Annotated in this window: 31 protein-coding genes; 10 read left to right on the top strand and 21 right to left on the bottom strand. The window is 42.1% G+C overall.

Features of this window, described 5'->3' with window-relative positions; translation table 11 throughout:
* The first annotated feature begins 18 nt into the window (after positions 1-18).
* Genes E7413_06320 through recO form a run of 4 tightly spaced genes read left to right on the top strand, consistent with a single transcriptional unit; the run spans position 19 to position 4,128 of the window.
* Complete coding sequence (locus E7413_06320) at positions 19-1,362, top strand: DUF512 domain-containing protein (GenBank protein ID MBE7019472.1); 1,344 nt, start codon at positions 19-21, stop codon at positions 1,360-1,362.
* Positions 1,363-1,389: 27 nt separating this feature from the next.
* Complete coding sequence (locus E7413_06315) at positions 1,390-2,721, top strand: ribosome biogenesis GTPase Der (GenBank protein ID MBE7019471.1); 1,332 nt, start codon at positions 1,390-1,392, stop codon at positions 2,719-2,721.
* On the top strand, positions 2,651-3,367 hold the full coding sequence (gene plsY / locus E7413_06310; protein MBE7019470.1) for a glycerol-3-phosphate 1-O-acyltransferase PlsY: 717 nt from the start codon (positions 2,651-2,653) through the stop codon (positions 3,365-3,367). The genes E7413_06315 and plsY overlap by 71 nt, the downstream gene beginning before the upstream one ends.
* On the top strand, positions 3,367-4,128 hold the full coding sequence (recO, locus tag E7413_06305; GenBank protein ID MBE7019469.1) for a DNA repair protein RecO: 762 nt from the start codon (positions 3,367-3,369) through the stop codon (positions 4,126-4,128). The genes plsY and recO overlap by 1 nt, the downstream gene beginning before the upstream one ends.
* Here recO and E7413_06300 read toward each other — a convergent pair.
* Positions 4,125-4,496, bottom strand: a complete 372-nt coding sequence (locus E7413_06300; GenBank protein ID MBE7019468.1) for a hypothetical protein — start codon at positions 4,494-4,496, stop codon at positions 4,125-4,127. The two genes, recO and E7413_06300, sit on opposite strands and share 4 nt — an antisense overlap.
* Positions 4,497-4,625: 129 nt before the next feature.
* Here E7413_06300 and spoVAC point away from each other — a divergent pair, with 129 nt between their 5' ends.
* The 3 genes from spoVAC to spoVAE are packed head-to-tail and all read left to right on the top strand — an operon-like array spanning position 4,626 to position 6,436.
* Positions 4,626-5,072 carry a stage V sporulation protein AC gene (gene spoVAC / locus E7413_06295; protein ID MBE7019467.1) on the top strand — a complete coding sequence of 149 codons (447 nt, stop codon included), beginning with the start codon at positions 4,626-4,628 and terminating at the stop codon, positions 5,070-5,072.
* A gap of 1 nt (position 5,073) precedes the next feature.
* A complete protein-coding gene (gene spoVAD, locus E7413_06290; protein MBE7019466.1) occupies positions 5,074-6,078 on the top strand; it encodes a stage V sporulation protein AD in 1,005 nt (334 codons plus the stop codon).
* Positions 6,079-6,082: 4 nt separating this feature from the next.
* Complete coding sequence (spoVAE, locus tag E7413_06285) at positions 6,083-6,436, top strand: stage V sporulation protein AE (protein MBE7019465.1); 354 nt, start codon at positions 6,083-6,085, stop codon at positions 6,434-6,436.
* A 48-nt stretch (positions 6,437-6,484) separates the two neighbouring features.
* Here spoVAE and trxA read toward each other — a convergent pair whose 3' ends face one another.
* The 19 genes from trxA to E7413_06190 all read right to left on the bottom strand — a co-directional run bounded on the left by trxA (position 6,485) and on the right by E7413_06190 (position 22,291).
* Positions 6,485-6,784, bottom strand: coding sequence for a thioredoxin (trxA, locus tag E7413_06280; protein ID MBE7019464.1), 300 nt, complete (start codon positions 6,782-6,784; stop codon positions 6,485-6,487).
* A gap of 24 nt (positions 6,785-6,808) precedes the next feature.
* Positions 6,809-8,110: a diaminopimelate decarboxylase gene (lysA, locus tag E7413_06275; GenBank protein ID MBE7019463.1), complete on the bottom strand. Its 1,302-nt coding sequence runs from the start codon at positions 8,108-8,110 to the stop codon at positions 6,809-6,811.
* A 78-nt stretch (positions 8,111-8,188) separates the two neighbouring features.
* The gene (locus tag E7413_06270; protein MBE7019462.1) at positions 8,189-8,719 is read right to left on the bottom strand and encodes a 2-oxoacid:ferredoxin oxidoreductase subunit gamma; all 531 of its coding nucleotides are present in this window, start codon (positions 8,717-8,719) and stop codon (positions 8,189-8,191) included.
* Between the two features lies 1 nt (position 8,720).
* Entirely contained in the window at positions 8,721-9,473 is a 753-nt protein-coding gene (locus E7413_06265) for a 2-oxoglutarate oxidoreductase (protein MBE7019461.1), read from the bottom strand.
* Positions 9,474-9,490: 17 nt separating this feature from the next.
* Entirely contained in the window at positions 9,491-10,552 is a 1,062-nt protein-coding gene (gene vorB, locus E7413_06260) for a 3-methyl-2-oxobutanoate dehydrogenase subunit VorB (protein ID MBE7019460.1), read from the bottom strand.
* Positions 10,553-10,573: 21 nt separating this feature from the next.
* On the bottom strand, positions 10,574-10,780 hold the full coding sequence (locus E7413_06255) for a 4Fe-4S dicluster domain-containing protein (GenBank protein MBE7019459.1): 207 nt from the start codon (positions 10,778-10,780) through the stop codon (positions 10,574-10,576).
* A 72-nt stretch (positions 10,781-10,852) separates the two neighbouring features.
* Positions 10,853-11,518 carry an ATP-binding protein gene (locus E7413_06250; GenBank protein ID MBE7019458.1) on the bottom strand — a complete coding sequence of 222 codons (666 nt, stop codon included), beginning with the start codon at positions 11,516-11,518 and terminating at the stop codon, positions 10,853-10,855.
* Between the two features lies 1 nt (position 11,519).
* Positions 11,520-11,909 (bottom strand): hypothetical protein, encoded by a 390-nt coding sequence (locus tag E7413_06245; GenBank protein ID MBE7019457.1) that lies wholly within the window; start codon positions 11,907-11,909, stop codon positions 11,520-11,522.
* A 1-nt stretch (position 11,910) separates the two neighbouring features.
* Positions 11,911-13,569, bottom strand: a complete 1,659-nt coding sequence (gene recN / locus E7413_06240) for a DNA repair protein RecN (protein MBE7019456.1) — start codon at positions 13,567-13,569, stop codon at positions 11,911-11,913.
* A 17-nt stretch (positions 13,570-13,586) separates the two neighbouring features.
* Positions 13,587-14,036 carry an arginine repressor gene (gene argR / locus E7413_06235; protein MBE7019455.1) on the bottom strand — a complete coding sequence of 150 codons (450 nt, stop codon included), beginning with the start codon at positions 14,034-14,036 and terminating at the stop codon, positions 13,587-13,589.
* Between the two features lie 16 nt (positions 14,037-14,052).
* A complete protein-coding gene (locus E7413_06230; protein MBE7019454.1) occupies positions 14,053-14,883 on the bottom strand; it encodes an NAD(+)/NADH kinase in 831 nt (276 codons plus the stop codon).
* Positions 14,884-14,895: 12 nt separating this feature from the next.
* Complete coding sequence (locus tag E7413_06225) at positions 14,896-15,693, bottom strand: TlyA family RNA methyltransferase (protein MBE7019453.1); 798 nt, start codon at positions 15,691-15,693, stop codon at positions 14,896-14,898.
* Complete coding sequence (gene dxs / locus E7413_06220) at positions 15,690-17,546, bottom strand: 1-deoxy-D-xylulose-5-phosphate synthase (protein ID MBE7019452.1); 1,857 nt, start codon at positions 17,544-17,546, stop codon at positions 15,690-15,692. The genes E7413_06225 and dxs overlap by 4 nt, the downstream gene beginning before the upstream one ends.
* A gap of 34 nt (positions 17,547-17,580) precedes the next feature.
* Complete coding sequence (locus E7413_06215; protein ID MBE7019451.1) at positions 17,581-18,198, bottom strand: DUF21 domain-containing protein; 618 nt, start codon at positions 18,196-18,198, stop codon at positions 17,581-17,583.
* A gap of 965 nt (positions 18,199-19,163) precedes the next feature.
* Positions 19,164-20,051, bottom strand: a complete 888-nt coding sequence (locus E7413_06210; GenBank protein ID MBE7019450.1) for a polyprenyl synthetase family protein — start codon at positions 20,049-20,051, stop codon at positions 19,164-19,166.
* Positions 20,052-20,054: 3 nt separating this feature from the next.
* Positions 20,055-20,294 (bottom strand): exodeoxyribonuclease VII small subunit, encoded by a 240-nt coding sequence (gene xseB, locus E7413_06205; GenBank protein ID MBE7019449.1) that lies wholly within the window; start codon positions 20,292-20,294, stop codon positions 20,055-20,057.
* 4 nt (positions 20,295-20,298) lie between these two features.
* Positions 20,299-21,510, bottom strand: a complete 1,212-nt coding sequence (locus tag E7413_06200) for an exodeoxyribonuclease VII large subunit (GenBank protein MBE7019448.1) — start codon at positions 21,508-21,510, stop codon at positions 20,299-20,301.
* A gap of 10 nt (positions 21,511-21,520) precedes the next feature.
* Complete coding sequence (gene nusB, locus E7413_06195) at positions 21,521-21,919, bottom strand: transcription antitermination factor NusB (protein ID MBE7019447.1); 399 nt, start codon at positions 21,917-21,919, stop codon at positions 21,521-21,523.
* Between the two features lie 12 nt (positions 21,920-21,931).
* Positions 21,932-22,291, bottom strand: a complete 360-nt coding sequence (locus E7413_06190; protein ID MBE7019446.1) for an Asp23/Gls24 family envelope stress response protein — start codon at positions 22,289-22,291, stop codon at positions 21,932-21,934.
* Positions 22,292-22,683: 392 nt separating this feature from the next.
* Here E7413_06190 and E7413_06185 point away from each other — a divergent pair, with 392 nt between their 5' ends.
* Genes E7413_06185 through E7413_06175 form a run of 3 tightly spaced genes read left to right on the top strand, consistent with a single transcriptional unit; the run spans position 22,684 to position 26,270 of the window.
* Positions 22,684-24,168, top strand: coding sequence for a sugar ABC transporter ATP-binding protein (locus E7413_06185; protein ID MBE7019445.1), 1,485 nt, complete (start codon positions 22,684-22,686; stop codon positions 24,166-24,168).
* Positions 24,169-24,201: 33 nt separating this feature from the next.
* The gene (locus tag E7413_06180; GenBank protein MBE7019444.1) at positions 24,202-25,188 is read left to right on the top strand and encodes an ABC transporter permease; all 987 of its coding nucleotides are present in this window, start codon (positions 24,202-24,204) and stop codon (positions 25,186-25,188) included.
* Positions 25,189-25,211: 23 nt separating this feature from the next.
* On the top strand, positions 25,212-26,270 hold the full coding sequence (locus E7413_06175) for a LacI family transcriptional regulator (protein ID MBE7019443.1): 1,059 nt from the start codon (positions 25,212-25,214) through the stop codon (positions 26,268-26,270).
* Between the two features lie 43 nt (positions 26,271-26,313).
* Here the strand turns inward: E7413_06175 and E7413_06170 are convergent, their stop codons facing one another.
* Positions 26,314-26,541, bottom strand: coding sequence for a hypothetical protein (locus tag E7413_06170; GenBank protein MBE7019442.1), 228 nt, complete (start codon positions 26,539-26,541; stop codon positions 26,314-26,316).

Genomic DNA, 26,541 nt, shown 5'->3' with positions numbered 1-26,541 from the left:
TTGGTTTTTGTTGTTCCAATGAGATTTTTAAAATCTTGTCGGAACGAGAAAAGTCATGCAGCAAACAGAACAGAGGAACTTGTTATGTATTACGTAGATGGCGTAAAAGAGAATAGTTTGGCTAAAAAAGCAGGCATCCTGCCCGGTGATGTGATTACCCATATCAACGGTGAAGAGGTGACCGACGGCCTCATGTACGGTTTTTTAACCTGCAACGAATGTGTCAAAATCACATTGGTGAGAAATCAGGAAATCAAAAAAATCACCATTGAAAATGATTTTGAGGATTTGGGTATCCTAAACGACAGACCATTTATTGAAAATCCTAAAAGTTGCCGGAACAAATGTATTTTCTGTTTTATTGACCAGCTTCCCAAAGGAATGAGAAAACCTCTGTATTTTAAAGATGACGATTCCCGTCTTTCCTTCTTAACAGGCAACTATGTCACCTTAACCAATATGAAAGAAGAAGAAATCGAAAATATCGTCAGAATGCGACTTTCTCCCGTGAATATTTCGGTGCATACCACCAATGATGAACTTCGCATCAAAATGCTGCACAACAAACACGCAGGCGGCATTTTAGAAAAAATACATTATCTCGTTGAAAACGGCATCACGGTCAATGCACAGATTGTGCTTTGCAAGGGTTGGAATGATGGTGAGGAATTAACCAAGTCCTTAACTGATTTATATGAAGCCGAAGTGAACAGCGTGTCTGTGGTGCCCATCGGACTCACACAGTTCCGTGATGGGTTAACACAGATTGAACCCTTTACCAAAGAAGATTGCCGTGAAGTAATCAAGCAGATTCACAAGATTTCAAGCCGTGCTTATCGGGAAATCGGTACCCGTTTTGTATATCCCGCAGACGAATTTTTTGTAAAAGGAGAAATTGCTCTTCCCCCTGCGGCATACTATGATGATTTTCCACAGATTGAAAACGGCGTTGGTTTGTTATCTTCTTTTGTGAAAGAATTTAATTTATCCTTTGCTAACCGAAAACCAAAGCCTGTCCGCAAAAAGGTAGTTGCCACTTCCGAAGCGGCATATCCCACTCTTTCTAAGTTAGTGGAACGCTTTGATAAAAAGTTTGATACCAAAACCGAAGTAGTTCCGATAAAAAATAAATTCTTTGGTAATAAAATCACAGTGGCAGGTCTAATGACCGCAACTGATATCATCGAACAGCTAAAATCAAAAAAAATGGAATTTTTGGTGCTTCCCTCTGCCATCTTAAGAGCAGAAGGAGACCTGACTTTAGACGACAAAACCATTTCCGATATTGAGAAAGCACTTTCCTGCGAAGTGATTTTAAATGAAAATGACGGCAAGTGTTTCTTAGATGCACTTTGTATGTAACCTTAGTATAAGGAGGTACGATTCATTATGTCAAAACCGATTGTAGCTATTGTGGGACGCCCCAATGTGGGAAAATCCCAGTTATTTAACCGTATCACCGGGAAAAGAATCTCCATTGTGGAAGACACTCCCGGCGTTACCCGAGACAGAATTATTTCTGAAGCAGAATGGCTTTCCAAAACCTTTCTGTTAATCGACACCGGCGGTATTGAACCCGATTCTACCGACGAAATCACCGCTATGATGAAACGTCAGGCAGAAGCGGCGATTGAAACTGCAGATGTTTTAATTTTCTTAACAGATGTTCGTGCAGGAGTCACCGCAACAGACAGAGAAGTTGCTGCTATGCTGATGCGTTCCGGCAAACCCATTGTGTTAGCTTGTAACAAATGTGACACCCCCGGGGAACCTCCCATGGAATTCTACGAATTCTATAATTTAGGATTGGGTGATCCCATTGCCATTTCTGCGATTCAGGGAATGGGAATCGGCGATCTTTTAGATCAGGTTGCAGAAGGATTTCCCCGCGAAGACGCCATCCAAGAAGAGGAGGACGTACTGAAAATTGCAGTTATCGGAAAACCCAATGCAGGAAAATCCTCCTTAATCAACCGATTGCTTGGCGAAGAACGTTTAATCGTGAGCAACGTACCCGGCACCACCCGTGATGCTATTGATACCTATGTGGAAAAAGACGGTCAGAAATACCTGTTTATTGATACTGCCGGAATCCGCAGAAAAAGCAAAGTGAATGAAGCAGTGGAAAAATATTCAGTACTTCGTTCCTATGCAGCAATTGAACGTGCAGATATCTGCCTCATTATGTTAGACGGTACCGAAGGGGTGACTGAGCAGGACACCAAAATTGCCGGTTATGCCCACAATGAAGGAAAAGCTTCCATCTTTGTGGTAAACAAATGGGATATTATTGATAAAGACGATAAAACCATGGACAGAATGAAGCTGGAACTGAAAGAAGGCTTCTCCTACATGATGTATGCCCCTGCCCTCTTTATTTCTGCAAAAACCGGACAGAGAATTGACACCATCTTCCCCATGCTAAAAACCGTGAACGAAAACAGAAACCGTCGTGTGACCACCGGTATGTTAAACGATTTGATTGCAGATGCGACTGCAAGAGTTCAACCGCCCACGGATAAGGGAAGAAGATTAAAAATCCTATATGCAGTACAGTCTGCTGCAAATCCCCCTCAGTTTGTTATTTTTGTAAACGATACACGTCTTATGCACTTTTCTTACGAACGATATTTGGAAAACCAGCTGAGAAATGCATTTGATTTTACAGGAACTCCCATCAAATTCTATATTAGAGAACGTAACGAAAAGAAGAAGCTTTAAGTCAGCGGCTATCTTGGAAGGAGGAATCCAAATGCCGGAATATGTATATTATATCATCTTTGCTGTTTTAGGTTATCTGCTGGGTAGCTTAAACTTTTCCATTATCATCGGTAAACTGTTTTACAAGATTGATGTCCGTGAGCACGGTAGCAAAAATGCAGGAACTACTAATACGTTACGTACTTTAGGTAAAGTCCCTGCCATTTTCGTATTACTGTTGGACACCTTTAAAGCAGTCATCGCATACTGGCTGGTGTTTTTCATCACCAAAAATGTCTCCTATTCATACATCGGAGCGGCAACTGCTGTGGTAGGACATAATTTCCCCGTATTCTTTGGCTTTAAAGGCGGAAAAGGGGTTGCCACTTCTCTGGGTGCCTGCTTCTGCTTAAATCCTCTTTTGGGGCTTTTTGTACTCTTAATCGGGGTTGGAACCATCGCTATCACACAATTTGTTTCAGTCGGATCTTTAGCCGGAAGCACTTCCTCCATTATTCTGTTTGCATTTTTTGACCCTGAACCGCTTAAAATTGTGTTGCTGGTCATCTTAACCGCGTCTATGTATATCCGTCATCACGAAAACTTAAAACGTCTTGCAAATCATACCGAAAACAAAATCTCCTTTAAAAAGAAAGAAGAAAAATAATGGATTTTATTACTGCAAAAGGGTTAATCGTTAAGGAAACCGACTTTAACGAAGCGGATAAAATGCTCACCATTATGACCGATTCCTACGGATTATTGCACGCAAAAGCATCGGGCATTAAAAGCCTAAAACGAAAAGAATTATCAGGTGCAAAACCGTTTTTGTATTCCGAATTCACATTTTCCCAAAAAGGAGATTCCTTAAATCTGCGGGAAGCCACCATGATTCACTCTTTTTTGGATATCAAAAACGATTTGACTCATCTTGCGTTAGGGTTTTACATACTGGATATTCTTGGTAACATTGCCATGGATAACCAACCTAATGAGCCGTTACTTCGTTTAACCTTAAACACGCTGTTTGCCTTAAATCAAGGGAAAAAAGATGCCGCTCTCATTAAAGCGGCATATGAATTAAAGATATCGGATATTGAAGGTTTTACCCCGCACACATTTGAATGTATGGAATGTGGTGACGAATTAGATGAAGCATCTTATTGCTATTTTGATATTTTAAACGGCGGCATTTTATGTAAAAACTGTTGTATGAATGCTGAACGCAACATCTTAAAAATTTCCATGGCAACATTTCGTGCCATCAATTATATTTTAGATGCGGATATCAAAAGTTTTTTGGCATTTCAATTATCGGATCAGGCACGGGAAGAATTTTCACAAGCCTGCGAAAAATATTTTTTGGCACAAAGTGATTTTCATCCCAAAACCCTTACCTATTATAAGAAGGTGATGTTGGCTGATTAAAAAAATCTGTCAACCAACTTTAAACGGTGGTATGCCACTTCAGTTTGCTGAGATAAATCCAACGATATTTTAGAAAGTCTATCTAAAATATTTTTGACAATATCATAATGCGCAAAGAGAATCTGGCCTGCAATTTTGTCGGTCAGATTTTTTTGTTGTTCTTTGGAATACGTCTGATAAACCCCTGAAAGCCCGGAAACATTTCCGCTATAATTCGGTCGAAGCAGTGGCATAATACTATCAAAAAACTCTTCCCATCTCATCGGGAGAGTTTTTTGTTTTTGGGGATCATCTTTTGTTTTGTTATATCCGATTCCTCTCGGATTTAAAAAAGTTCCACGGCGAATCCCCCGACGTTTGAATCTCATAAAAAGTCCTCCTTATTTTGATGTTCGGTTATTACCATTTTATTGTGTTTCTAGAAAAATGTGACAGGATAGCATTTATGCTTTTTTGGGAAACTATAGGTATCTTAACAAAGAACGAGGATCAAAAAAATGAAAAAAATCAATCAAAATGAATACCAGAATATGGTATCCGAACTGGGGAAAAGTCCCTGGATTAAAAATATTATCTGGGCATTTATTGTAGGTGGTGCCATCTGTATGCTGGGACAATGGATCACCGATTTTGCTCAAAATATGGGTGTCACAAAAGAAGATGCGAGTTGTGTTACCTCCATTTCACTGATATTTTTAAGCGGTCTTTTTACGGGACTTGGTTTGTTTGATAAATTGGCAAAACACGCCGGTGCAGGAACGTTGGTTCCCATTACAGGGTTTGCCAATGCCGTAATTTCCCCTGCTATGGAATTTAAAACAGAGGGCTACGTGCTGGGGCTCGGTGCAAAAATGTTTGTGATTGCAGGTCCTGTAATTGTGTACGGCATTTCTTCCTCCATCCTCTGCGGTCTGATTTATTTCTTTACAAAAGGCGGTATATAATATGACAAAACGAATGGGAAAAAACACCTTAATATTCCCCAACAAACCTGCTGTCACGGGATTTTATTCTGTGGTTGGAAAAAAGGAATGGGAAGGTCCTTTGGGCAAGTGGTTTGATTTAACGGTTGGAGAAAGTCACATCGGGGAGGAAAGTTGGGAAAAAGCGGAAAGCAAACTGATGGAATTATCTGCCAAAGGTGCTTTGGAAAAAGCAGGACTTTCAGCAAAAGATATTTCTGTTTTTTTGGGCGGAGATTTGCTGAATCAGTGCATTGCTACTAACTATACCCTACGAACTCTTGCAATCCCTTTTTTAGGGTTGTACGGTGCCTGTTCCACCATGGCAGAAAGCTTAATTGCAGGAGCAATGTGCGTAGACGGCGGATTCGCCAAAAACGTGCTTTGCGCCACTTCCAGCCACTTTTGTTCCGCAGAACGACAATTTCGCTTCCCGTTAGAATACGGCGGTCAACGTCCCCAATCCTCTCAATGGACAGTAACCGGTTCCGGTGCTACTGTGCTGTCTCATCAAGGAACTAACATTCATATTACCCGTGCCACTGTGGGAAAAGTAACTGATGCCGGTATCAAGGATTTGAACAATATGGGTGCCGCTATGGCTCCCGCCGCCTGTGATACCCTGTGCAATTTTTTTGCCGATACCAACACGAATCCGCAAAACTATGATTTAATTATCACAGGAGATTTGGGAAATATCGGAAAAGATCTGCTGCGAGAATTGTTATTCCAGAATGGTTACACTGCAAAAAACTTGGAAGATTGCGGTTCGCTGATATTTTCGGAAGAACAGGATACCCACTCAGGGGGTTCCGGATGCGGATGCAGTGCATCGGTCTTTAATTCTTATATCTTAAAACAGTTTCATCAGGGAAAATGGCAAAAAATTCTGTTTATTGCAACAGGGGCACTGATGTCCCCAACCAGTGCTCTGCAAGGAGAATCCATCCCGGGAATTGCTCACCTGGTACAGTTGGAAAAGGAGTAAGTGTATGAATTATCTTTTAGCATTTGTATTCGGGGGATTTTTATGTGTGATTGCTCAACTCCTTATTGATTTTACCAAGCTTACTCCTGCAAGAATTTTGGTGAGCTATGTGGTGGCAGGAGTAATCCTCACCTTTTTGGAACTCTATCAACCACTGGTAGATTTATTTGGCGCCGGGGCTACCGTACCGCTTACAGGATTTGGAAACGCCCTTGCCAAAGGTGTGATGAAAGGAATTTCGGAAAAAGGCTTTTTAGGGGTAATTTCAGGCGGTATGACTGCCTGTGCTGCAGGAATTTCCGCCGCTATTTTCTTCGGACTTATTTTCTCACTCATTTTCTCTCCCAAAGAAAAGTAACAAAAAAAGGATACTCAGATTGAGTATCCTTTTTTCATACAATTGATTTTATAATCCTAATAAATCTACCAGTTCTTCTTTGGAGTGATAACCGATTACAGTTTCTTTTGCTTCTCCGTTTTCAAAAATCATCATCGTAGGAACGGTTGCCACGCGAAACTGACGGGCAAGCTCAATATGTTTATCAATATCAATTTTTACAATTTTGATTCTGCCGCCATATTCGTCATTTAATTCTTCCAGCACCGGTGCCAACATTTTGCAAGGTCCGCACCAGGTTGCAAAAAAGTCCACCAATACGGGGATTTCCTGATTTAACACATCTTCCTGAAAGTTTTTTAATTCCATACCAAAAAGTCTCCTTTCCAAACATTATAAATCGTTTTTAATTAAGTCTTCATAAGTTTCCCGTTTTACAACGAGTTTATCCTGACCGCCGGATACCATCACCACAGCAGGCTTTGGAATCCGATTATAGTTGGAAGCCATAGAATAATTGTATGCTCCTGTGGCAAGTACGCAGAGAGTGTCACCCACTTCCACCTTGGGAAGTTTTGCTTTTTCAATTAAAATATCCCCTGATTCGCAACATTTCCCTGCAACGGTGTAGGTGCAATCAGCCTCTTTATCTGCCTTGTTTGCCAAAACGGCAGAATATTCTGCGCCATACATAATATAACGGGGATTGTCTGCCATACCGCCATCTACTGACACATAGGTGCGGATATTCGGGATTTCTTTCACACAACCCACTTCATACACAGTGATACCTGCAGGTGCCACAATGGAACGACCGGGTTCCATTAAAATTTTGGGAACGGAAATCCCAAAAGATTCTGCACAAGTCTTCACTTCCTCAGAAACTGCTTTGATATATAAATCGTAGGCAATGGGGTCATCCGATTCCACATAACGGATTCCGAATCCGCCGCCTAAATCCAGTTCTTCGGTATCTAACCCCAGTTTATCTTTAATTTCTTTGATAAACGCCATCATCACTTTAGCAGCTTCACGGAACGGTTTCACATCAAAAATCTGAGAACCAATATGGCAATGAATGCCCTTGTAACAGATATTCTTTTTGTCCTTCACCGCTTCCACTGCAGACAATGCTTCACCGGTTTCCAATGCAAAGCCGAATTTGGAATCAATCTGACCTGTCATAATAAAATCGTGAGTGTGGGCATCAATGCCGGGTTTGATTCTGAAAATCACATTCTGCACTTTGCCCAATTCTCCTGCGATTTTATCAATCTGCTCCAATTCATAGATGTTATCCACCACAATGGTGCCAACATCATGACCGATAGCAAAGGTAAGCTCGTCCTTGGTTTTATTATTGCCGTGGAAACAGATTTTATCCGCAGGAAAGTTGGCAGATAATGCAGTATAAAGCTCACCGCCTGATACCACATCCAACCCCAATCCCTCTTCCGCCACAATTTTGCACATATACTTGGTGCAAAAGGCTTTGGAAGCAAACTGAGCCAGTCCGTTTCCGTTGTAATAGGTATCTAAGGCATCCTGATAGGTGCGAAGATGAGTGCGAATCATATCTTCGTCCATCACATAGAGCGGAGTACCATATTTTTCTTTGAGTATCATCACGTCCACCCCACCAATAGTGAGATGTCCCTGCTCATTCACTGCTAAATTTTCTGAAACAAAGTTCATAGAATTTCCTCGCTTGTTACAAATTCAGCGGAAGGATATTCCCTCCGCTGAATGAATTATTTCTAAAAATGAAAAGAATTATAAGTTTGCGCCTGCTTCGATAGCTTTTTTATTTAAGTCGTAAAGTTCGGGTTTCTTTGCAGGAACCAGACCTTTTAACGCTTCAAAAACCACATCCAATTCAAACACTTTGGATTCTTTTAACACTTTTCCTACTAAGAACATATTTGCTAATTTTCCCATGCCCATTTCGGTTGCCAGTTTGGTTGCTTCCACGCCCACATAGTTGATGTCATCACGGGTGGGAGTGGGCTGAACCAAAGAGCTATCATAGTATAAGGTGCCGCCTTTTGCTACGCTCTTTTCAAACTTCACAAAAGAGGGGCCGTTCATTGCGATCACTTCAGTTGCTTCGGTTACCAAGGGAGAACCAATGGCATCATCAGAAATGATAACGTTACAGCTTGCAGTACCGCCACGCATTTCGGGACCGTAGGACGGGAGCCAGGATACCTGGTAATTATTTTTCATACCGGTGTATGCAAGGAGTTTTCCGATAAACAGAATGCCCTGTCCGCCAAAACCGGAAATAATAAATTCTTTCTGCATATTATTCGTCTCCTTTCGCACCTTTATCTTTATAAACGCCTAAGGGATACTGAGGCATCATATTTTCTTCCATCCATTTTAAGGATTCAGAGGGAGATAAGCCCCAGTTGGTGGGACAAGTGGATAACACTTCCACAAAAGTGAAGCCTTTTTTCTCAGTCTGATAGGTGAATGCTTTTTTGATTGCCGCTTTTGCTTCACGGATGTTTTTAACATTGTTCACCGCTACTCTTTGCGCTAACGCAGTGCCTTCCAGCTGAGAAACCAGTTCACAACCGTTGATGGGCCAACCCTGAGTTTCGGTTTTTCTGCCGTAGGGAGTGGTCTGGGTAACCTGACCAACCAAAGAGGTGGGAGCCATCTGACCGCCGGTCATACCGTAGATACAGTTGTTGATAAATACCACGGTGATGTTTTCGCCACGGGTTGCAGCGTGAATGGTTTCTGCAGTACCGATTGCCAATAAGTCACCGTCGCCCTGGTAAGTGAATACCACTTTGTCAGGATGTGCTCTTTTTACACCGGTTGCAACGGCAGGTGCTCTACCGTGTGCTGCCTGCACCATATCACATTCAAAATAGTTATAGGAGAATACGGAGCAACCTACGGATGCAATCCCTACTGCTTCTCCTTCTAATTTTAATTCATCCAGCACTTCTGCCACCAGACGGTGCACAATACCGTGAGTACAGCCGGGGCAATAATGGAAGCCCACATCAGAGAGTGCATGGGGTTTTTCAAATACAATACTCATCTTAATCTTCCTCCCTCTTACAGTTTTTTGGACATTTCCACAATTTTGTCCAGAATTTCCTGAGGCACGGGTACCACGCCACCGGTTCTGCCGTAAAATTCAACGGGGCATTTGCCGTTTACTGCCAATTTTACGTCATAAACCATCTGACCGGTGCTCATTTCCACGCTTAAGAAACTTTTTGCGGTTTTTGCCACTTCAGCAATTTCTTTTTCGGGGAAAGGCCATAAGGTGATGGGTCGGATTAAACCTGCTTTGATACCCATCTCTCTTGCTTTTTTCACCGCATTCATTGCCACTCTGGCGATGGTGCCATATGCCACTAAAACGATGTCTGCATCCTCACAGAAGAAGGATTCTGCACGAGTTTCGTTTTCGGTGATGAGCTGATAACGTTTTTCACGTTCCCACACCAAAGTTTCCAATTCATCGGGATTGATGTATAAGGAGTTTACGATATTTTTCTTACGCTTCATACCGGTGGTATCACAAGCCCAGGATTTATCAAAGGTAACGGAATCGTCATGTTCGGGGAAAGTAACAGGTTCCATCATCTGACCTAACATACCGTCTCCCATAATCATAACGGGCACACGATAGTTATCTGCAATATCAAATGCTTTGTAAGTTAAGTCCACACATTCCTGAATGGTGGAAGGAGCCAATACGACCAGATGATAGTCCCCATGACCGCCGCCTTTGGTTGCCTGGAAATAGTCAGACTGAGCAGGCTGAATACCGCCTAAACCGGGGCCGCCACGAACAATATTGATAACAACACAGGGAAGATCCGCACCTGCAATATAGGAAAGACCTTCCTGTTTTAAGCTGATTCCGGGGCTGGAAGAAGAGGTCATAACTCTTGCGCCTGCCGCTGCAGCACCATATACCATATTGATTGCAGCAACTTCACTTTCAGCCTGTAAGTACAACCCGTCCACCTGAGGCATTCTTTTGGACATATAGGCAGAAACCTCGGTCTGGGGAGTGATGGGATAACCGAAGAACAGTTTACATCCGCTACGGATTGCAGCTTCAGCGATTGCTTCGTTCCCTTTCATTAAAACTTTTTCACTCATTGTATTTCAATCCTTTCCTACTTATTTCTCAACGGTAATAACCACGTCGGGACACATGGTTGCACAAAATGCACATCCGATGCACTGGTCCATATCCAGCACTTCAACGGGGTTAAAGCCCTTCACGTTCAAACGGTCAGTAGCTTTTTTGATAATCTTTTTGGGACAAACGTCCATGCAAAGATAACAGCCTTTACAAGCGTTTTCATTAAATGTTACTTTTGCCATAATTGCTCTTTCCTTTCTTTCTCACATCCGTGAGGTTTTCAAAATATATTGAAATTTTATAAACAAATGAATTTACAATTCCCAGGGCTTTTTGTGAAATAATTGCACTCCGATTGCCTTTTGCTTTAAATCATCGGGCAATGAATCAAGCAGTTCGTCCCACACAAAGGTGTATCGGTTGGGAATTCCGCTTTCTTTGGAAACTTCTTCAGTAATTTTTTCCCCTTCTAAAATATCAGAAAGAGTGGTTTCGTAAGAAATATTGGTGGCATTTACCAAAGCGGTAAATTTTAACCTGGAGGCACATTCAATGTCCTCCTTATACATTATAATACTTTCTTTGTCTCTCGTCAATGGTCTTTTTGAATTAATCACCAAAAAGAAATCATATTCCTCTTGTGAAAACTCCATAAAATAACGGCTTAAAACCACAGCGCCGTCATCGTCTCCTGCCGCATCAAACACCACATAGTTATCCTTCTGGCTGAATGCCGCCATCACGCCTGCAGGAATGGATGGCGTTTCAATATTGGTGTTGGCATAGGTGGGAGTAACCACCCGGATTCCCAAAGCGTCCAGTTCTTCCTGGGCGTCTTTGGTGCGATAATAGGGATTGATTAAATCAATATCCACAATCATCACTTTTTCGTGCTGTTCTCTTAATTTTTTCGCATAGGCAACTGCGGCGGTGGTTTTTCCGCTTCCGTAATGCCCTGCAAATATGGTAATACGCTTCATATTATTCCTCTTTCTTAGTCGCTTTGGGCTTTTTTAATCTTCGAAACAGTAACGTAATTGCTACAAAAACCAAAACACCTGCCGAAACTGAAATCAAAGCAGAAAGTGCTTCGGATAAAGATTTTTCGCAAAGCCAGAATGCCAATATGATAACAAATAGCGGTATGAAAAACACCGCAAAGGAAATGGAAAAATACTTGCTGTTGGGAATACTCACCAACACTTCGTCCCCCTCGCGCACAAAATCGGTACATTCGGCAATAATATCGGCTTCTCCGCCGTGACACATGCCACAAGTATGGCAATCGCCACCGCAAGCGGAAGAACGAATTACTTTAACAAGGATATTCTTCTCATTTAACCGTCGGGTAACGGTTCCTGTGACTTTCATATTAACACTCCAATTTGAACTGTTTTGCAAGTTTCAGCATTTCTTCGGCGCTTTGTCTGGTAATCTCAGTCACCGCAACGCCGCCAATCATACGAGAGATTTCGGTTACCCGTTCCTCACCCGTTATTTCACAAACGCTGGTAAGAGTTTCTTTTAAAACTTCCTCCTTGTTTACCAAAAAATGCTGGTCTGCCATAGCGGCAATTTGGGGAAGATGAGTCACGCAAAGCACCTGGGATTCTTTGGCGATGGCACACATTTTTTCTCCTGTTTTCTGAGCGGCACGGCCACTGATTCCTGTGTCGATTTCATCAAACACAAAGGCACACGCAGGGTCGATTCCCCGAAGCACGGATTTTAATGCCAGATTCACACGGGAAATTTCACCGCCCGATGCAATCTTTGCAAGCGGTGCGGGAGGCAAACCAAGGTTTGCGGAGAATAAAAATTCCACCTTTTCGGCTCCGTGAGCAGTAAAATCGTTTTCTTCCTTTAACGCCACCGAAAATACGGCATTGGGCATCATTAAATCATGCAGCTCCGATTCCAGTTTTTCGGATAACTGTTTCGCATATTGACTGCGGATTTTAGTAAGCTTCTGCGATTTTTTTCTAAGTTCCGAAAGGCACTCTTCTTTTTGTTTGGTTAGTTCTTCTAAATGATGTTCCCGATGCTCAATTTCATAAAGCTCACGGGAGGTTTTTTCATAGGTATCAAAAATAGATTGGAAGGTACCGCCATATTTCATTTTCAGCTGATAAATTAACCCTAAGCGGTCTTCTAAATCGTCTATATTGGTATATTCCAGCTCTGCCATAACATCCGAGGTGCGGATTTTTTCAGACAGTTCTGCAATTTCATATCGAAGCTCATCCAATCGCTCTGCAATTTCGGTAAAACCATCTGTATTCTTTAATGCTTTTGCCGCCACAGAAACGAAATGATAAGCACTTTCTTCTTGTTCATATAAGGCATAAGTTGCCGTTTTGATATTTTCTTTGTTCTTCTCTTGATTCTTTAAGAGGAGTTTCGTTTCTTTTAAACGGTCTTCTTCCTCAGCTTGCAGATTGGCATTCTCAATTTCACGGATGACAAATTTTAAATAATCAATTCGACTGTTGTCCTGCGCTTGTTTGCCGTCAACCTTTAAAATTTCTTCACAAACTTCACGGTAACGGTGATAACAGGATTCATATTCTAAAAACAACTCACTTGCTCCCGCAAAATGGTCTAAAAATCGAAAATGCTCTTCCGAACGAAACAAAATCTGATTGTCATTCTGAGAATGAATACTGATCAAATAGGGTGCAATTCCCCGAAGCTCCGCCGTGTTGGATAACGAACCGTTTATCTTTACAATATTTCTGCCGTCACGAAAAATTTCACGGGACAGCACAATCATATCATCCAAAAGATAAGGTTTTAATGCTTCGGGCGCAGTTTCTTCCGAAAAGAAAAAACTAACTTCCACCAAAGCAGATTTTTCATCGGCACGGATTAAATCTTTCGATACACGGGCACCCAAAATAGCCTGCAAGGCGTCCATCAGGATAGACTTCCCTGCACCTGTTTCCCCTGTCAGCACCGTAAGACCACGATCAAACTGCAATGTAATCTCACGGATAACCGCTAAGTTTTTGATGCGCATAGTTGAAAGCATAATCCGTTGTTCCTCTCTTAGAGATGGGTTTTTAAGTAAGCAGCCACTGCTCCTGTTTCTTCAGGTGTGCGGCAAACTACCATAATGGTGTCATCCCCTGCAATGGTGCCTAAAATATCAGCTCTACCCATACGATCGATGGTGGCAGCAATGCCCTGCGCCATCCCTGCAGCAGTATGAATTACAATGATATTCACACTGTAAGACACAGAATGAATCAGATTCTTAAAGAATCCCAACCCTGTTCCCGATGCGTGATGCAAAGCATCTTTAGAGGGAGCCAAATAGCAGATTTCGCCGTTTTCATCGGTAGTCTTAATAATTTTTAATTCTTTGATATCGCGGGAAACAGTTGCCTGAGTCACCCGATATCCCATTTTGGACAAGCGTTCCGTCAGTTCTTCTTGCGTTCTGATTTTTTCCTGACGGATTAAATGCAGCAAATCGTCTTGTCTTCTTTTCTTCATCATTTTCTCTTCTTTCTTAGAGTTTATCTTTTAAAACAGAATAGAAATTTCTGTTTACAATCCGAATCAACTTGGTAGTATGTCCGGATAATTCCACACTGATTTCCATGTTAGGATTGATGGTTACCGCTTCATTCCCGTCATAAGACAAAAACGAAACATTTTCTGTCCCCTCTTTTTGTTTGATGGTAATCGTTCTGTTTTTACACAGAATCATCGGACGAATCGTTAGTGTGTGAGGACAAATGGGTGTCACGGCAAAAGCTTCTGCCAAGGGGTCAATCACCGCACCGCCTGCAGACAATGAATATGCCGTGGAGCCGGTAGGAGTAGATACAATCAAACCATCTGCCCGAATGGGGGTACAAATTGCACCATCAATATATAAGTCCATTTCCAGCATTTTTGCAAAATTCCCACGGGATAATGCAATTTCATTTAGTGCGTTGAACCGATATTTCTCTTCACCTTTCTCGGTCACGGTGGCGGTTAACATCATCCGCTCATCAATGGTATAATCCCCTGTGAAAATACGGCTGACTAACTCCATTTCGTCCTGTTCTAAATCGGCAAGCAAGCCAACTCTTCCAAAATTGATTCCCAAAATAGGAATTTGGTGTTGAGAAGCTGATTGCGCCACACGAAGCAGGGTTCCGTCACCACCTAATACAATCACAATTTCCACTGTCTGATAAAATTCGTCTGCAGTAAGGCAGGTTCCAACCGCCCCCATTCCGCTATCACAAGGGAAATAAACACGGGCATCTTGTCCCTTTAATAAGGAAACAAGCCGTGAAATCACAGAAATATCAATATTCGTTTTTCCGATGATAATTCCAATGTTCATAGTATCCCTCTGTTAATCCAATGTGGTGTGAGACGCTTCTGAAATTTCTTTTGCTTTGGCAAGATAATCCATAGAAGTTTCCTGCCGTTTGGTCATGTATAGTAAGTATTCAATATTGCCTTCGGGCCCTTTGATGGGAGAAAAATCCAAATCCAGCAAGGTTAATCCTTTGGCTATCATCTGTTCACAAACTTTTACGATAACATCGTGATGAACCTTTTTATCTTTCACCACGCCTTTTTTTCCTACAAATTCTCTACCTGCTTCAAACTGAGGTTTGATTAACACCATCAGTTCTGCGGTATCACTTAATAAATCCACCGCTGTGGACAATGCGGTGTTTAAGGAAATGAAAGCCACATCGGCTGATAAAAAATCAGGTCGTTCGGGGATTTCCCTGTCAGTTAGATACCGAGCATTGGTGCGTTCTAACACCACCACACGCTCATCGCTTCTTAACTTCCAGTCCAACTGACCGTATCCCACGTCTACTGCATACACACGTTTGGCACCATTTTGGAGCATACAGTCGGTAAAACCGCCTGTAGAGGCGCCAATATCCACGCAGATTTTATCTTTTAAGTCAATGCCGAAGACTTTGATACCTTTGTCCAACTTGTATCCACCACGGGACACAAAGGGAAGCTCTTCCTTCACGGTAAGCTTTTGGGTATCTTCAATCATTTCGCCTGCTTTATATGCTTTTTGCCCGTCCACATATACCTGCCCTGCCATAATCAGCGCTTTCGCTTTCTCACGGGAAGGAGCGAGTCCCTGTTCGGTTAAGGCAACATCCAGTCTGATTTTCAACGGAAAAATTCCTCCATAATTCGTTTTGCGACGCTTTCGCCATCCATCTGAAACATTTTAAATAACTCTTCCACTTTTCCGTGGGGAACATAGCAATCGGGAATCGAAACCGACAGAAGCGGTACCGTAGTGGCGCCTGTCAGCATCGAATAAATACCGCCGTTCTGACAAGCATTTTCCATCACAACACCCCGTTTGGTTTTTTTCAAAGAATTGCTGATGGTTTCCCAATCCAGCGGTTTTATGTAACGCAGATTGATAAGCTCTGCCGAAACGCCTTGTTCCGCTAACAGTTTCGTTGCTTTTAAACCTTCTTCCGCCATAGAACCATCACACAGAATGGAAACATGCTTTCCTTCTACCAACACCTGCGCTTTTCCTCTTTCATAAGGTTGTTCCAACTCACAAACTTCTTTGGACTCACCGCCCTTATGATAACGAATGGCACAAGGAGAATCATACTCTTCAATTGCTTCTTGTAACATAAACCGCAAATCAGCAAAGGTTGCGGGAGAGAAGACTGTCATGTTAGGCATTGCAGTCAGATAAGAAATATCAAAAACACCCTGATGGGTTTCTCCGTCTTCCCCAACAATTCCCGAACGGTCCACCGCAAACACACAATGCAGATTCATACCGCAAACATCGGTAATCAGTTGGTCATAAGCACGTTGCAGAAACGAAGAATACACCGCAAACACGGGCACCATACCGGAAATGGCAAGTCCTGCCGACAATCCTGCTCCGTGAGCTTCTGCAATGGCAACATCATAATAACGATCGGGGAATTTTTGCCAGAAAGGAGTCAGTCCTGTTCCGTCCGGCATTGCAGCAGTTAATGCCACAATTTTTTTGTTGGTTTCCCCAAGTTCCACCAAAGCTTCACCGAAGGCAGTGGAAAAGTTCTTAGCCGACGGAGTGGGAATCCCGGTTTTCACATCAAAACCTTTCACACCATGGAACAAATCGGGCCGTTCTTCTGCAGGAAGGTATCCCTTCCCTTTTTTGGTCATCACATGAATCACCATAGGTTTATCAATATCTTTTAAGCGTTCAAACACTTTGCAAAGGCCTTTTAAATTGTGTCCGTCAAAAGGACCCGCATAATAAAAGCCTAGTTCTTCAAAAATATTGTCTCCGATAATCATATTGCGGAACGCCGCTTTGAAAGTGGAGATAAATTTGTAAAGGCCCTTCCCAATCCATGGGATTTTGGAAAAGAATGAGGAAACGCCTCCTTTGGTTCGAAGATAAATGGGGCTTGTCCTCATTTTGGCAAGATGCTTTGCAATCCCGCCCACATTTTCGGAAATACTCATTTCATTATCGTTTAATATCACAATAATGTTATTTTTTTCTCTGCCGGCGTCATTCATCGCTTCGATTGCCATACCGCCGGTTAGGGCACCGTCTCCAATCATGGCAATTACGTGAGAATCATCCCCCTGCTGTTCCAAACCTCGTTTTAAACCAAGTGCCACCGAAATGGAGTTGGAGCTGTGACCGGAATGGAAGGTATCAAATTCACTTTCCGAAACTTTCGGGAAGCCGGAAATACCACCCAGCTTTCGTAGGCGAATGAATTTTTTTGCACGTCCTGTTAAAATTTTGTGTACGTATCCTTGATGTCCCACATCAAAAATCAGTTTATCTTTAGGAAACGAAAATGTGCGATGCAATGCCACCGTCAGCTCCACGGCACCTAAATTGGATGCTAAATGTCCGCCGGTTTCAGACACTGAATCAATCAAAAAACTGCGAATTTCGCCACAAAGAGTTTCCAGCTCGGCAATCGACATTTTTTTGATATACTCATATTCATTCAGTTTGTCAAATAAGGCTTGGTGTTTCACGTTGGTTTCCTCGTTTTTTCTGTTTCAAAATAGTTTAACGTTCCTTTCGGAACCAGGTTCTTACATTGGTAATCCGTTTGAAAAAATTCACCGTTTTTCCAACAAAGTATACGATCTTTTCTGCATTCTTGATGGCATATTTTTTCCCGGCAGCTTTTCCGCCAACCGTCATAGATGCAATCAGGGCAGAGAGCATACTGAGTGTTAATAATTCTCCCAGTTGTGCATTACCGGAAGCAATCACATCTTTTAACATTCCAATCAGATACACACCGATGGTAGCACCGGTAGCACCACTGATGATCCCTGCAATATCACCGATAACATCATTAAAAATGCTGGTTGCCTTCTCTGCATTTCTCAGTAAGAGCAAGGCTTCTTTGGCTCCTCGGATTTTTCTGGCTGCCATAGCATTTAAGGTTTTTTCATCTGCAGTGGCAATGGCAATTCCCGCCATATCAGAGAAAACACCGACTAAGATAATAAAAATCAGGACCAATAATGCAGGAACAAAATTTAAATTTTTGGATAACACATCTGCAAAAATTCCTAAGAAAAAGGAAATCACCAATGTGATTAAGGTAGCTTTAATTGCCCAATTCATTGGCTTTTTCTTTCGTTTGGGAATATCTTCTTTTTTGTTTGATTCCATAGTTTACTCCATCGCAAGGAAATATTTTTATATGATCGATTGTTGAAAATTCTTCTTTGAAAAAGAGTTCAAAATGCTAAAATGGATTTGGATGTCACATCCGCCCATAAAAGAATCGCCCGAATTGTAAAATGTAATTGGGTGCTTGGCTATTGCGGAGAGAATTTTCTTGATAGAATGGGAAAAAAGCGCAGTGAATACTTTGTGTATTCACGAGCATTTTTGCACATTATAGCTGAAAATTCGCCCGCAAGAAACAAGTAAACAAATATATTTTACAATTTAAAATTGTGTGGCAGAATCGGAGTAAATTCTGCGGCTTAGGTCGAGTTGGATTTCCCAAAGCACTACTCCTTGTCGCCAATGGAGCGATTTCTCTTGAAAGCACTTTCAGCACAGTTGCCATGTTGCTGCACTCGATCGCCACTGAGTCCGCACTGCAATCCTCCGACTCTGTTCTGTCTAGTGGTTTTCCCATACAACATTTGTGTTATTTAATCCTGTTTTGCAAGCAGAGTTTCAACCGGCAATAGCTCAATTGAGATGGCCATTCCCAAAAAGAGCCTGATCCGAATCTCCCCATCTGCTCACTTCAAGGCAAGCTACTCTGCACACAGCACTTTACTAAAAACATCGTACCGCAATTGCAGGTTTAATCCTGAGCCGTAGAAGGCAGCTTACAAAAATTAAATTGCAGAAATTGCCGACCACGAGAACAGGTCTCCACGGAAATAGGGTTTCCACCGCTATGCCATTAACGGTTGCCCCATAACCTTAACTCCCAGCATCCACCCCGGACTGGGCGTCCGAAGCAAACACAAGGAACTTCATCGATATGCTCTTTAACGGATTTTTAGGCCCGCCTTCAATAACACATAGTTGACTAGAATACAGCGCCACATACTTTATTCATTTATCAATAAAACGAAATTGATTGAAAAATTTCGGCTTATCCTCCCGCGATGTTAATTGATACGCTTTGCCATATAGGAGGTAAGGTCTTTTAAGAACTCACAAGCTCCTTCTTTTTTCAAAATGGCTTCTACCTGAGACAATAAAGACAAAGCTGTTTCTTCATATTCTGCCATCAGTTCGCGGCATCGATTCAAGCCATATTCGGATACAAAGGTGATTTTTTGATTTTTTTGGTCGCTGAAAACAGGTTTCCCCAAGGTCGCTTCATCGGATTCCACATCCAACATATCATCTTTAATCTGGAAAATAAGACCCACAAGATCAGCATATTGTTCCAAAAGCGCGATGATTTTTTCATCCGCTTCCCCTAAGATTGCTCCTGTTACAACAGCAGCTTTCAACAAAGCACCGGTTTTACCCCGGTACATTTCTGTAAGTTTTTCAAAATCGGTAACCGACTGCTCCATATCCGACATCTGCCCTGCGCACATTCCTTTTGCACCGGATGCTTTGGCAATATATGCCATAGCACGAAGCGCCGTTTCAGGTGAAAAATTGCAGGCATAACGAAGCATGGTTTCGAAACTTAAATTCAAGAGAGCATCTCCTGCCAAAATTGCCCCAAATTCGGAAAACTGTTTATGGCAGGTAGGCTTACCACGTCTTAAATCATCATTATCCATAGAAGGTAAATCGTCGTGTACCAACGAGTAGGAATGAATCATTTCCAGAGCTGCCCCGTAAGGCAATGCTTTGGTCACATCTTCATAGAACAACTCATATGCGGAAAGCAAAAGCACGGGACGAAGACGTTTTCCGCCATTTGTCACCGCATATTCCATAATCTCACGAAGATTTTCCTGATAGGAAGCATCTTTCAGTTCCCCAATCAGAAATTCATCCACCATCATGGCTTTTTGTTGAATCTTTGTTTTCATCTCTTATTCCGCCGTTTCTTTGGTTTCAAAATCAACTGCAGTAACCTGCCCGTTTTGTTCGGTAATCATTTTGATTTTGGATTCTGCGCGGTCTAAAATTATTTGAAGGTCTTTAGAAAGCTTGGTTCCTTCGGTGAAAAGCTCCATCGCTTCTTCTAAGCTGACAGAACCTTTTTCCAAACCTACCACAATTTCTTCCAACCGTTTCATACCTTCTTCAAAGGTGAGTTTCTTTTCTTCCATCTGTTTAACCCTCTTCTGATATTTCCGATTCCGTTATTTCGGTAACGTCACAACCCAATTTCCCGTCTGCCATGGTGACATACACACGGGAACCTACTTCAAAAGCAGAAACGGAAGACACGGGATTGCCCTTATCATCTTCCGCAACGGAATATCCTCGTTTTAAAATCTTTAACGGGCTTAAGGCATCCAGCTTGGCAACATGTTTCACAAACTGTTCTTTCGCCCCGTGAATTTTTTTGGTATAGCTGTTTTCCAACTGAGTGGAAAACGCATCAATCTGCATTCTCTTGATGTTATACACAGCAAGGGGATTTTTTAAGACTTCTTTTTCCAAAAGCACTTGCAGATTTTTTTGGCAGCGTTCTAACTGACCGAAAAGTGCAGTATAGAGGCGTCCGTCTACCATTTTCAAAAATTTCTGAAGATCGGCACCGGATGGCACTGCAATCTCTGCCGCCGCAGAAGGAGTGGGTACCCGTTTATCGGCAACAAAATCAGCAATGGTGAAATCGGTTTCGTGTCCCACTGCCGAAATCACAGGTGTTTTCATCGCAAAAATCTGGCGGGCAACTGCCTCTTCGTTAAATGCCCATAAGTCTTCAATAGAACCGCCACCCCGACCGGTGATTACGGTGTCTACCTTACCGTCAAAAAAACGAAGACCGCGAACAATGGAGTCTTTTGCTCCTTCCCCTTGCACCAGGGCAGGGTATAAATACACTTTGGTATACGGAAAACGTCGTTTTAAGATATTTAAAATATCTCGGATGGCAGCTCCCGTGGGAGAGGTAACAATCCCGATTGTCTCAGGATATTTTGGAATGGGCTTTTTATATTGCTGAGAAAACAATCCTTCCTGCTCCAGCTGTGTTTTTAACTGTTCATAAGCAACATACAAGGCACCCACACCGTCGGGCATCATTTCGTCAATATAAATCTGATACTGACCGTCCCGTTCATACACGGAAACTTTCCCCGACACAATTACCTGCATTCCGTTTTCAGGACGGAATTTTAATTTTTGGGCAGCAAAGCGAAACATCACGGCACGGATTACCCCACCGTCATCCTTTAAAGACAAATACAAATGCCCGGAAGAATGATGCTTGAAATTGGAGATTTCTCCCTTTACGGTAATGTTTGCCAGAATACCGTCCCGTTCAATTAAGCCCTTAATGTATAAATTCAGTTCTGTAATGGTAAGAACATCCATAATAAAGTCCTTATTCCTTCCCTCTGGACACGGCTCCTAACACACCGTTCACAAAGGTTTTTGTTTTTTCGTCTTCAAAGGTTTCTGCAATTGCCATAGCTTCTGACACAGCAACTCCGTCAGGCACCGTTTCATCAAACAGCATTTCTGCCACGCCAAGACGCAATACCGCCAAAGACACTTTGGAAATTCTGTCAAAAGCGTAACCTTTTACATTGGCAGCAATCACTTCATCCACTTTTTCTAAATTAGAAAATACCAGATTCACCTTTTCGGTCAGTTCTTTGGCATCTTTCCCTTTGATTTCATTATCAGAAAGATAAAATGCAATCCCTTCTTCAGGCAAGACACCTTCATGTCCCGAAAAAATCAGTTTGAAGGCATGCTCTCTTAATTCTCTTCTTTTCATGATTTCATTCCTTTATTGGTCCGCTTCGGTGAAATCCACACCTGCTACGATAACATTAACGGTTTTCACTGCAAAGCCCAGCATATTTTCCATTGCATCTTTTACCTTCAGCTGTACTTCACGGGAAACTTCTGCAACAGAATAACCATATTTTACAACAATATTCAAGTTTACGGATAAACCATCAGGCTTCTGATCTACGCTGATACCGCGGCTCAGCATTTTTTTGGAATAAACAGTGCTATCGGGATCTTCAATCAAAGAAGCAACTCCTTCAATGTCAGTCACTGCCATTCCGGAAATAACAGACAACACTTCTGCGCTCACTTTAATGGAGCCCTGTTTATCATTGGTTAAGATGTTTTCTTCCATGGTAATAAAATCCTTTCTGTCTTTTATATTTTAGTTTTTGATTTTTTGGGTAAAAGCTTCTCAGCTTATTTCTATATTATAACATATAACTCTGTATAATTCAAATATTTTTTGAATATTTTTTAAGTTTTTTGCGATTTTTTCGGGATTTTTTTCAAAAAAGACCTCATTGTTGCACCATTTTCTGAAAAAACATAAAAATTCTGTGATTTTTCGCATAAAAATTCAGGAATCCCAAACATTCTTCTCAAAAGATTTACAGAAAATTTTCATAAAAAAGTTATAATAATCAAAAATCGGTCAAACATAAAAGAAGAACTCAAAGTTCCTTTATCATTTTTAAAACCAAGAGGCAGGTCATTATAATGGCAAAAGAAAATCCGATTCTTACAATGGAGAATATCACCAAAGAATTTGTTGGTGTAAAAGCATTAAAAAATGCAAACTTAGATTTGTATCCGGGAGAAGTCCACGCTCTGGTGGGAGAAAACGGTGCCGGAAAATCCACTCTGATGAAAATTCTCACAGGCATTCATCAAAAAGACAGCGGAACCATCACTTTTCTGGGGAAAGAAATTCATTTTAAAAACCCGAAGGAAGCACAAGAAAACGGTGTTATCATTGTGCATCAGGAACTGAATATGATGAATCATTTAAGCGTGGCAGAAAATATTTTCATTGGTCGCGAACAAAAAAAGCTGGGATTCTGGCTGGATGATAGAGCATTGGAGCAAAAATCCAAAAATTTGTTTTCCAAACTGGGAATTTCTATGAATCCCAAAGAACTGATTGAAAATCTTACCGTAGGAAAACAACAAATGGTGGAAATTGCAAAAGCTATCTCCTACCACGCCAAAATTATTGTATTTGACGAACCGACCGCTGCTCTGACCCAAAATGAAATCAAAGAGCTTTTTCGCCTGATTTCGGAACTTCGGCACAAAGGTGTGGGGATGATTTATATTTCTCATCGTATGGACGAAATCGAAGCAATCACCGACCGTGTCACAGTGATGAGAGACGGCGAATACATTGGCACAATTCGCACAAAAGATACCACAAAAGACGAAATTATCAGTATGATGGTCGGCAGAACCATTTACGAGGACCCAAAAGAGCAAAGCACCGTGCCAGAGGATGCTCCCGTGGTGTTAAAAGCAGAAGGAATCAATCTTTCGTCTGCCGTGAAAAACGTGAGTTTCTCGTTAAAAAAAGGGGAAATTCTAGGCTTTGCAGGATTGATGGGAGCAGGCAGAACTGAGCTTGCAAGAGCAATTTTCGGTGCCGATAAAATGGAGAGTGGCACCATCTTTTTAAACGGAAAACGAGTGGAAATCAAATCTCCCATAGACGCAGTAAAACACGGTATCGGTTACCTTTCAGAAGACCGAAAACGATATGGTCTGGCGCTCAATTTAGATGTGGCGGACAACTCTGTATTAGCAGACTTATCAAAATTTTCAAATCTGGGTTTTGTAAACGACAGTTCCATTGCAAAAACCTCTAAAGAATATGCTGAAAAGCTAAAAACAAAAACACCTTCCATTCGCCAGACGGTGCGAAATTTATCCGGTGGAAACCAACAAAAAGTGGTTATCGCCAAGTGGTTAATCAGAAATTGCGATATCTTAATTTTTGATGAGCCTACCCGCGGGATTGATGTGGGTGCAAAAAGCGAGATTTACGCTCTGATGAACGAACTGGCACAGCAGGGAAAATCAATTATTATGATTTCTTCGGAATTAACCGAAGTGCTTCGTATGAGCGATCGGATCATCGTGATGTGCGAAGGAAAAATCACAGGAGAACTGGACATCAAAGATGCCAACCAGGAAGAAATTATGCGATTGGCAACCAAGCGAGAAGATGTGAGCTAATCTTTTTTCAAACAATTCAGAAAGGAGTTCTTTATGAACCAAATCATAGAAAATATCAAAACAAAAGGGATGCAAAAATTCATTGCTTTAGGTGCGCTCATTATTTTATACGCTTTCTTCTCGGTATTCGGAAACAACTTTTTTACCACCGATACCCTAGTCAGCATTTTTGATGCCTCCTATTACATTGGCTTTTTAGCAATTGGCGTAACATTTGTGATTATTACCGGCGGAATCGATCTGTCTATCGGGACGGTAATGATGTGCTCTGCCATTGTGGGAGGAACCCTGCACAACAATATGGGGCTTCCCTTATGGAGTTGTCTGCTCATTACAATAGCGGTGGGCGGTTTATTCGGTCTGGCAAACGGAATCATGGTATCCCGCCTGAAATTACCACCCTTTATCGCTACATTGGGAACTATGATGGTATCCTCGGGAATCGGTTCCATTGTATCCAATGTGCAGTCCACCACTTTCCCGATGCGTTCCTCTCCTGAAGGCTGGTACAAAGACATTTTCCGCACAGCGGACAACTTCCCCACAGGTTTTTTAGTTTTGGTTGCCTTTACGGTTTTAGCAGTCATTGTACTCAACAAAACCGTCATCGGACGCTACACCTTTGCCATCGGAAGCAACAAGGAAGCAGCACGATTATCCGGCGTTAATGTAAAGAAATGGGAAACTGTGGTTTATGTGATTTCAGGGCTCTTCGCAGGTCTTGCAGGGATTGCATACGCCGCCACTTACACCACTATCTTACCGGGTGCAGGTCAGGGATTTGAACTGCAGGCAATCGCAGGCGTTGTGGTGGGTGGAACATCTCTGTCAGGCGGTGTGGGTTCCATTATTGGTACCTTTATCGGGGTATTTATTATGAGTGTATTAAAAATAGGTCTGCCCTATGTGGATTTACAGCCCCACTATCAGACATTAATCACAGGGATTGTAGTAATCGGTGCAGTACTTTTAGATATTTATCGCAGTAATCGTGAAAAACGAGTTTCTATAAAATCATAAGAAAGGTTGTAACAACTATGAAAATGAAAAAATTGTCTGCCGTTTTAGCAATGGCGTTTCTCTTTCCTGTTTTAATCACAGGATGTGGTGGAGGAAACTCCTCTGAAAACACTGTAGAAGTCATTGCAAAAGGCTTTCAACACGACTTCTGGAAAGCTGTGAAACAAGGCGCCGACAAAGCAGGAAAAGAATTTGGTGTCAAGGTCAATTTTGTTGGACCCGAAGGGGAAGGTGCCATTGCGGCACAGGTGGAAATGATTAACAACGCCATCAATAAAAAGCCTGCCGCTATCTGTATTGCCGCGCTGGACACCACCGCATCATTAGATGCCATCAACAAAGCAAAAAGCAACAACATCCCCGTCATTGGTTTCGACTCCGGGGTGCCGGGCGCACCGGAAGGAACTATTTTCGCCAACGCCTCCACGGATAACTATAAAGCAGGAGAGCTGGCAGCTGAGAAAATGTTTGACGCTATCAAAGATAAACTGAGTACAGAACATCCTCGTATCGGTGTGGTTTCTCAGGAGGCCAATTCCCAGTCCATCAGCATGAGAACTCAGGGATTTTTGGATAAAATGGTAAATCTGATTGAATCCTCAGAAGGTTTCGAAAAAGGTTCCGTTGCAATTATCGGTCACACCAAATTTGAAAACGGAATTACCGACGGCAGAGTCATCATCGACGTGGCAATTCCCGCTGAAATCAACGATACGCAAGGACAAACCTCTGCCCAGACCCTGCTCAACAAAAACGATTTAATTGCCATTTACGGCTCCAACGAATTTGCCGCAAAAGCAATTATCAATGCGGATGCTGCCATTTCGGGAGGCAGAATCGGTCCCGACAAGGTGATTGCCGTTGGCTTTGATTCAGGTGCCCTGCAAATTGATGCCATCCGCAATAAAAAGTTTTTAGGCTCTGTAACTCAGGATCCTGTTTCCATCGGTTACCGTGCGGTAGAGCTTGCTGTTCGCGCAACCAAAGGTGAAACCAATGTAGAAGACATTGATACCGGCTCAAAATGGTATGATGCCAGCAATGTTGATTCTGAGGAAATCAAGCCCTTATTGTATCAATAAGATAAAAAGGAATTGGCACAAATCGTGCCAATTCCTTTTTATTTTACAACTGTTTTGCTTTGTCTTTACATTCTTCACAGTATGTAAAGTATGCCTTGAATTCTTCCGGTTTGGTGTCTCTTTGGCGTTGAATGGCAAGTTCCTCGTCCAGAGAATATTTCTCACGGATGAGCACAACCACTTTTTCGTCATAGGTCATTGTAATTCCCAGCATCGCCGGAATTTCCTGATTAGCCTTCACAATGTACTGTCCATTCTCTAAAATAAACAT

The organism is Oscillospiraceae bacterium, from assembly GCA_015068645.1.
Lineage (GTDB): Bacteria > Bacillota > Clostridia > UMGS1840 > UMGS1840 > SIG452.
This window is presented reverse-complemented; position numbering and strand designations above follow the sequence as displayed.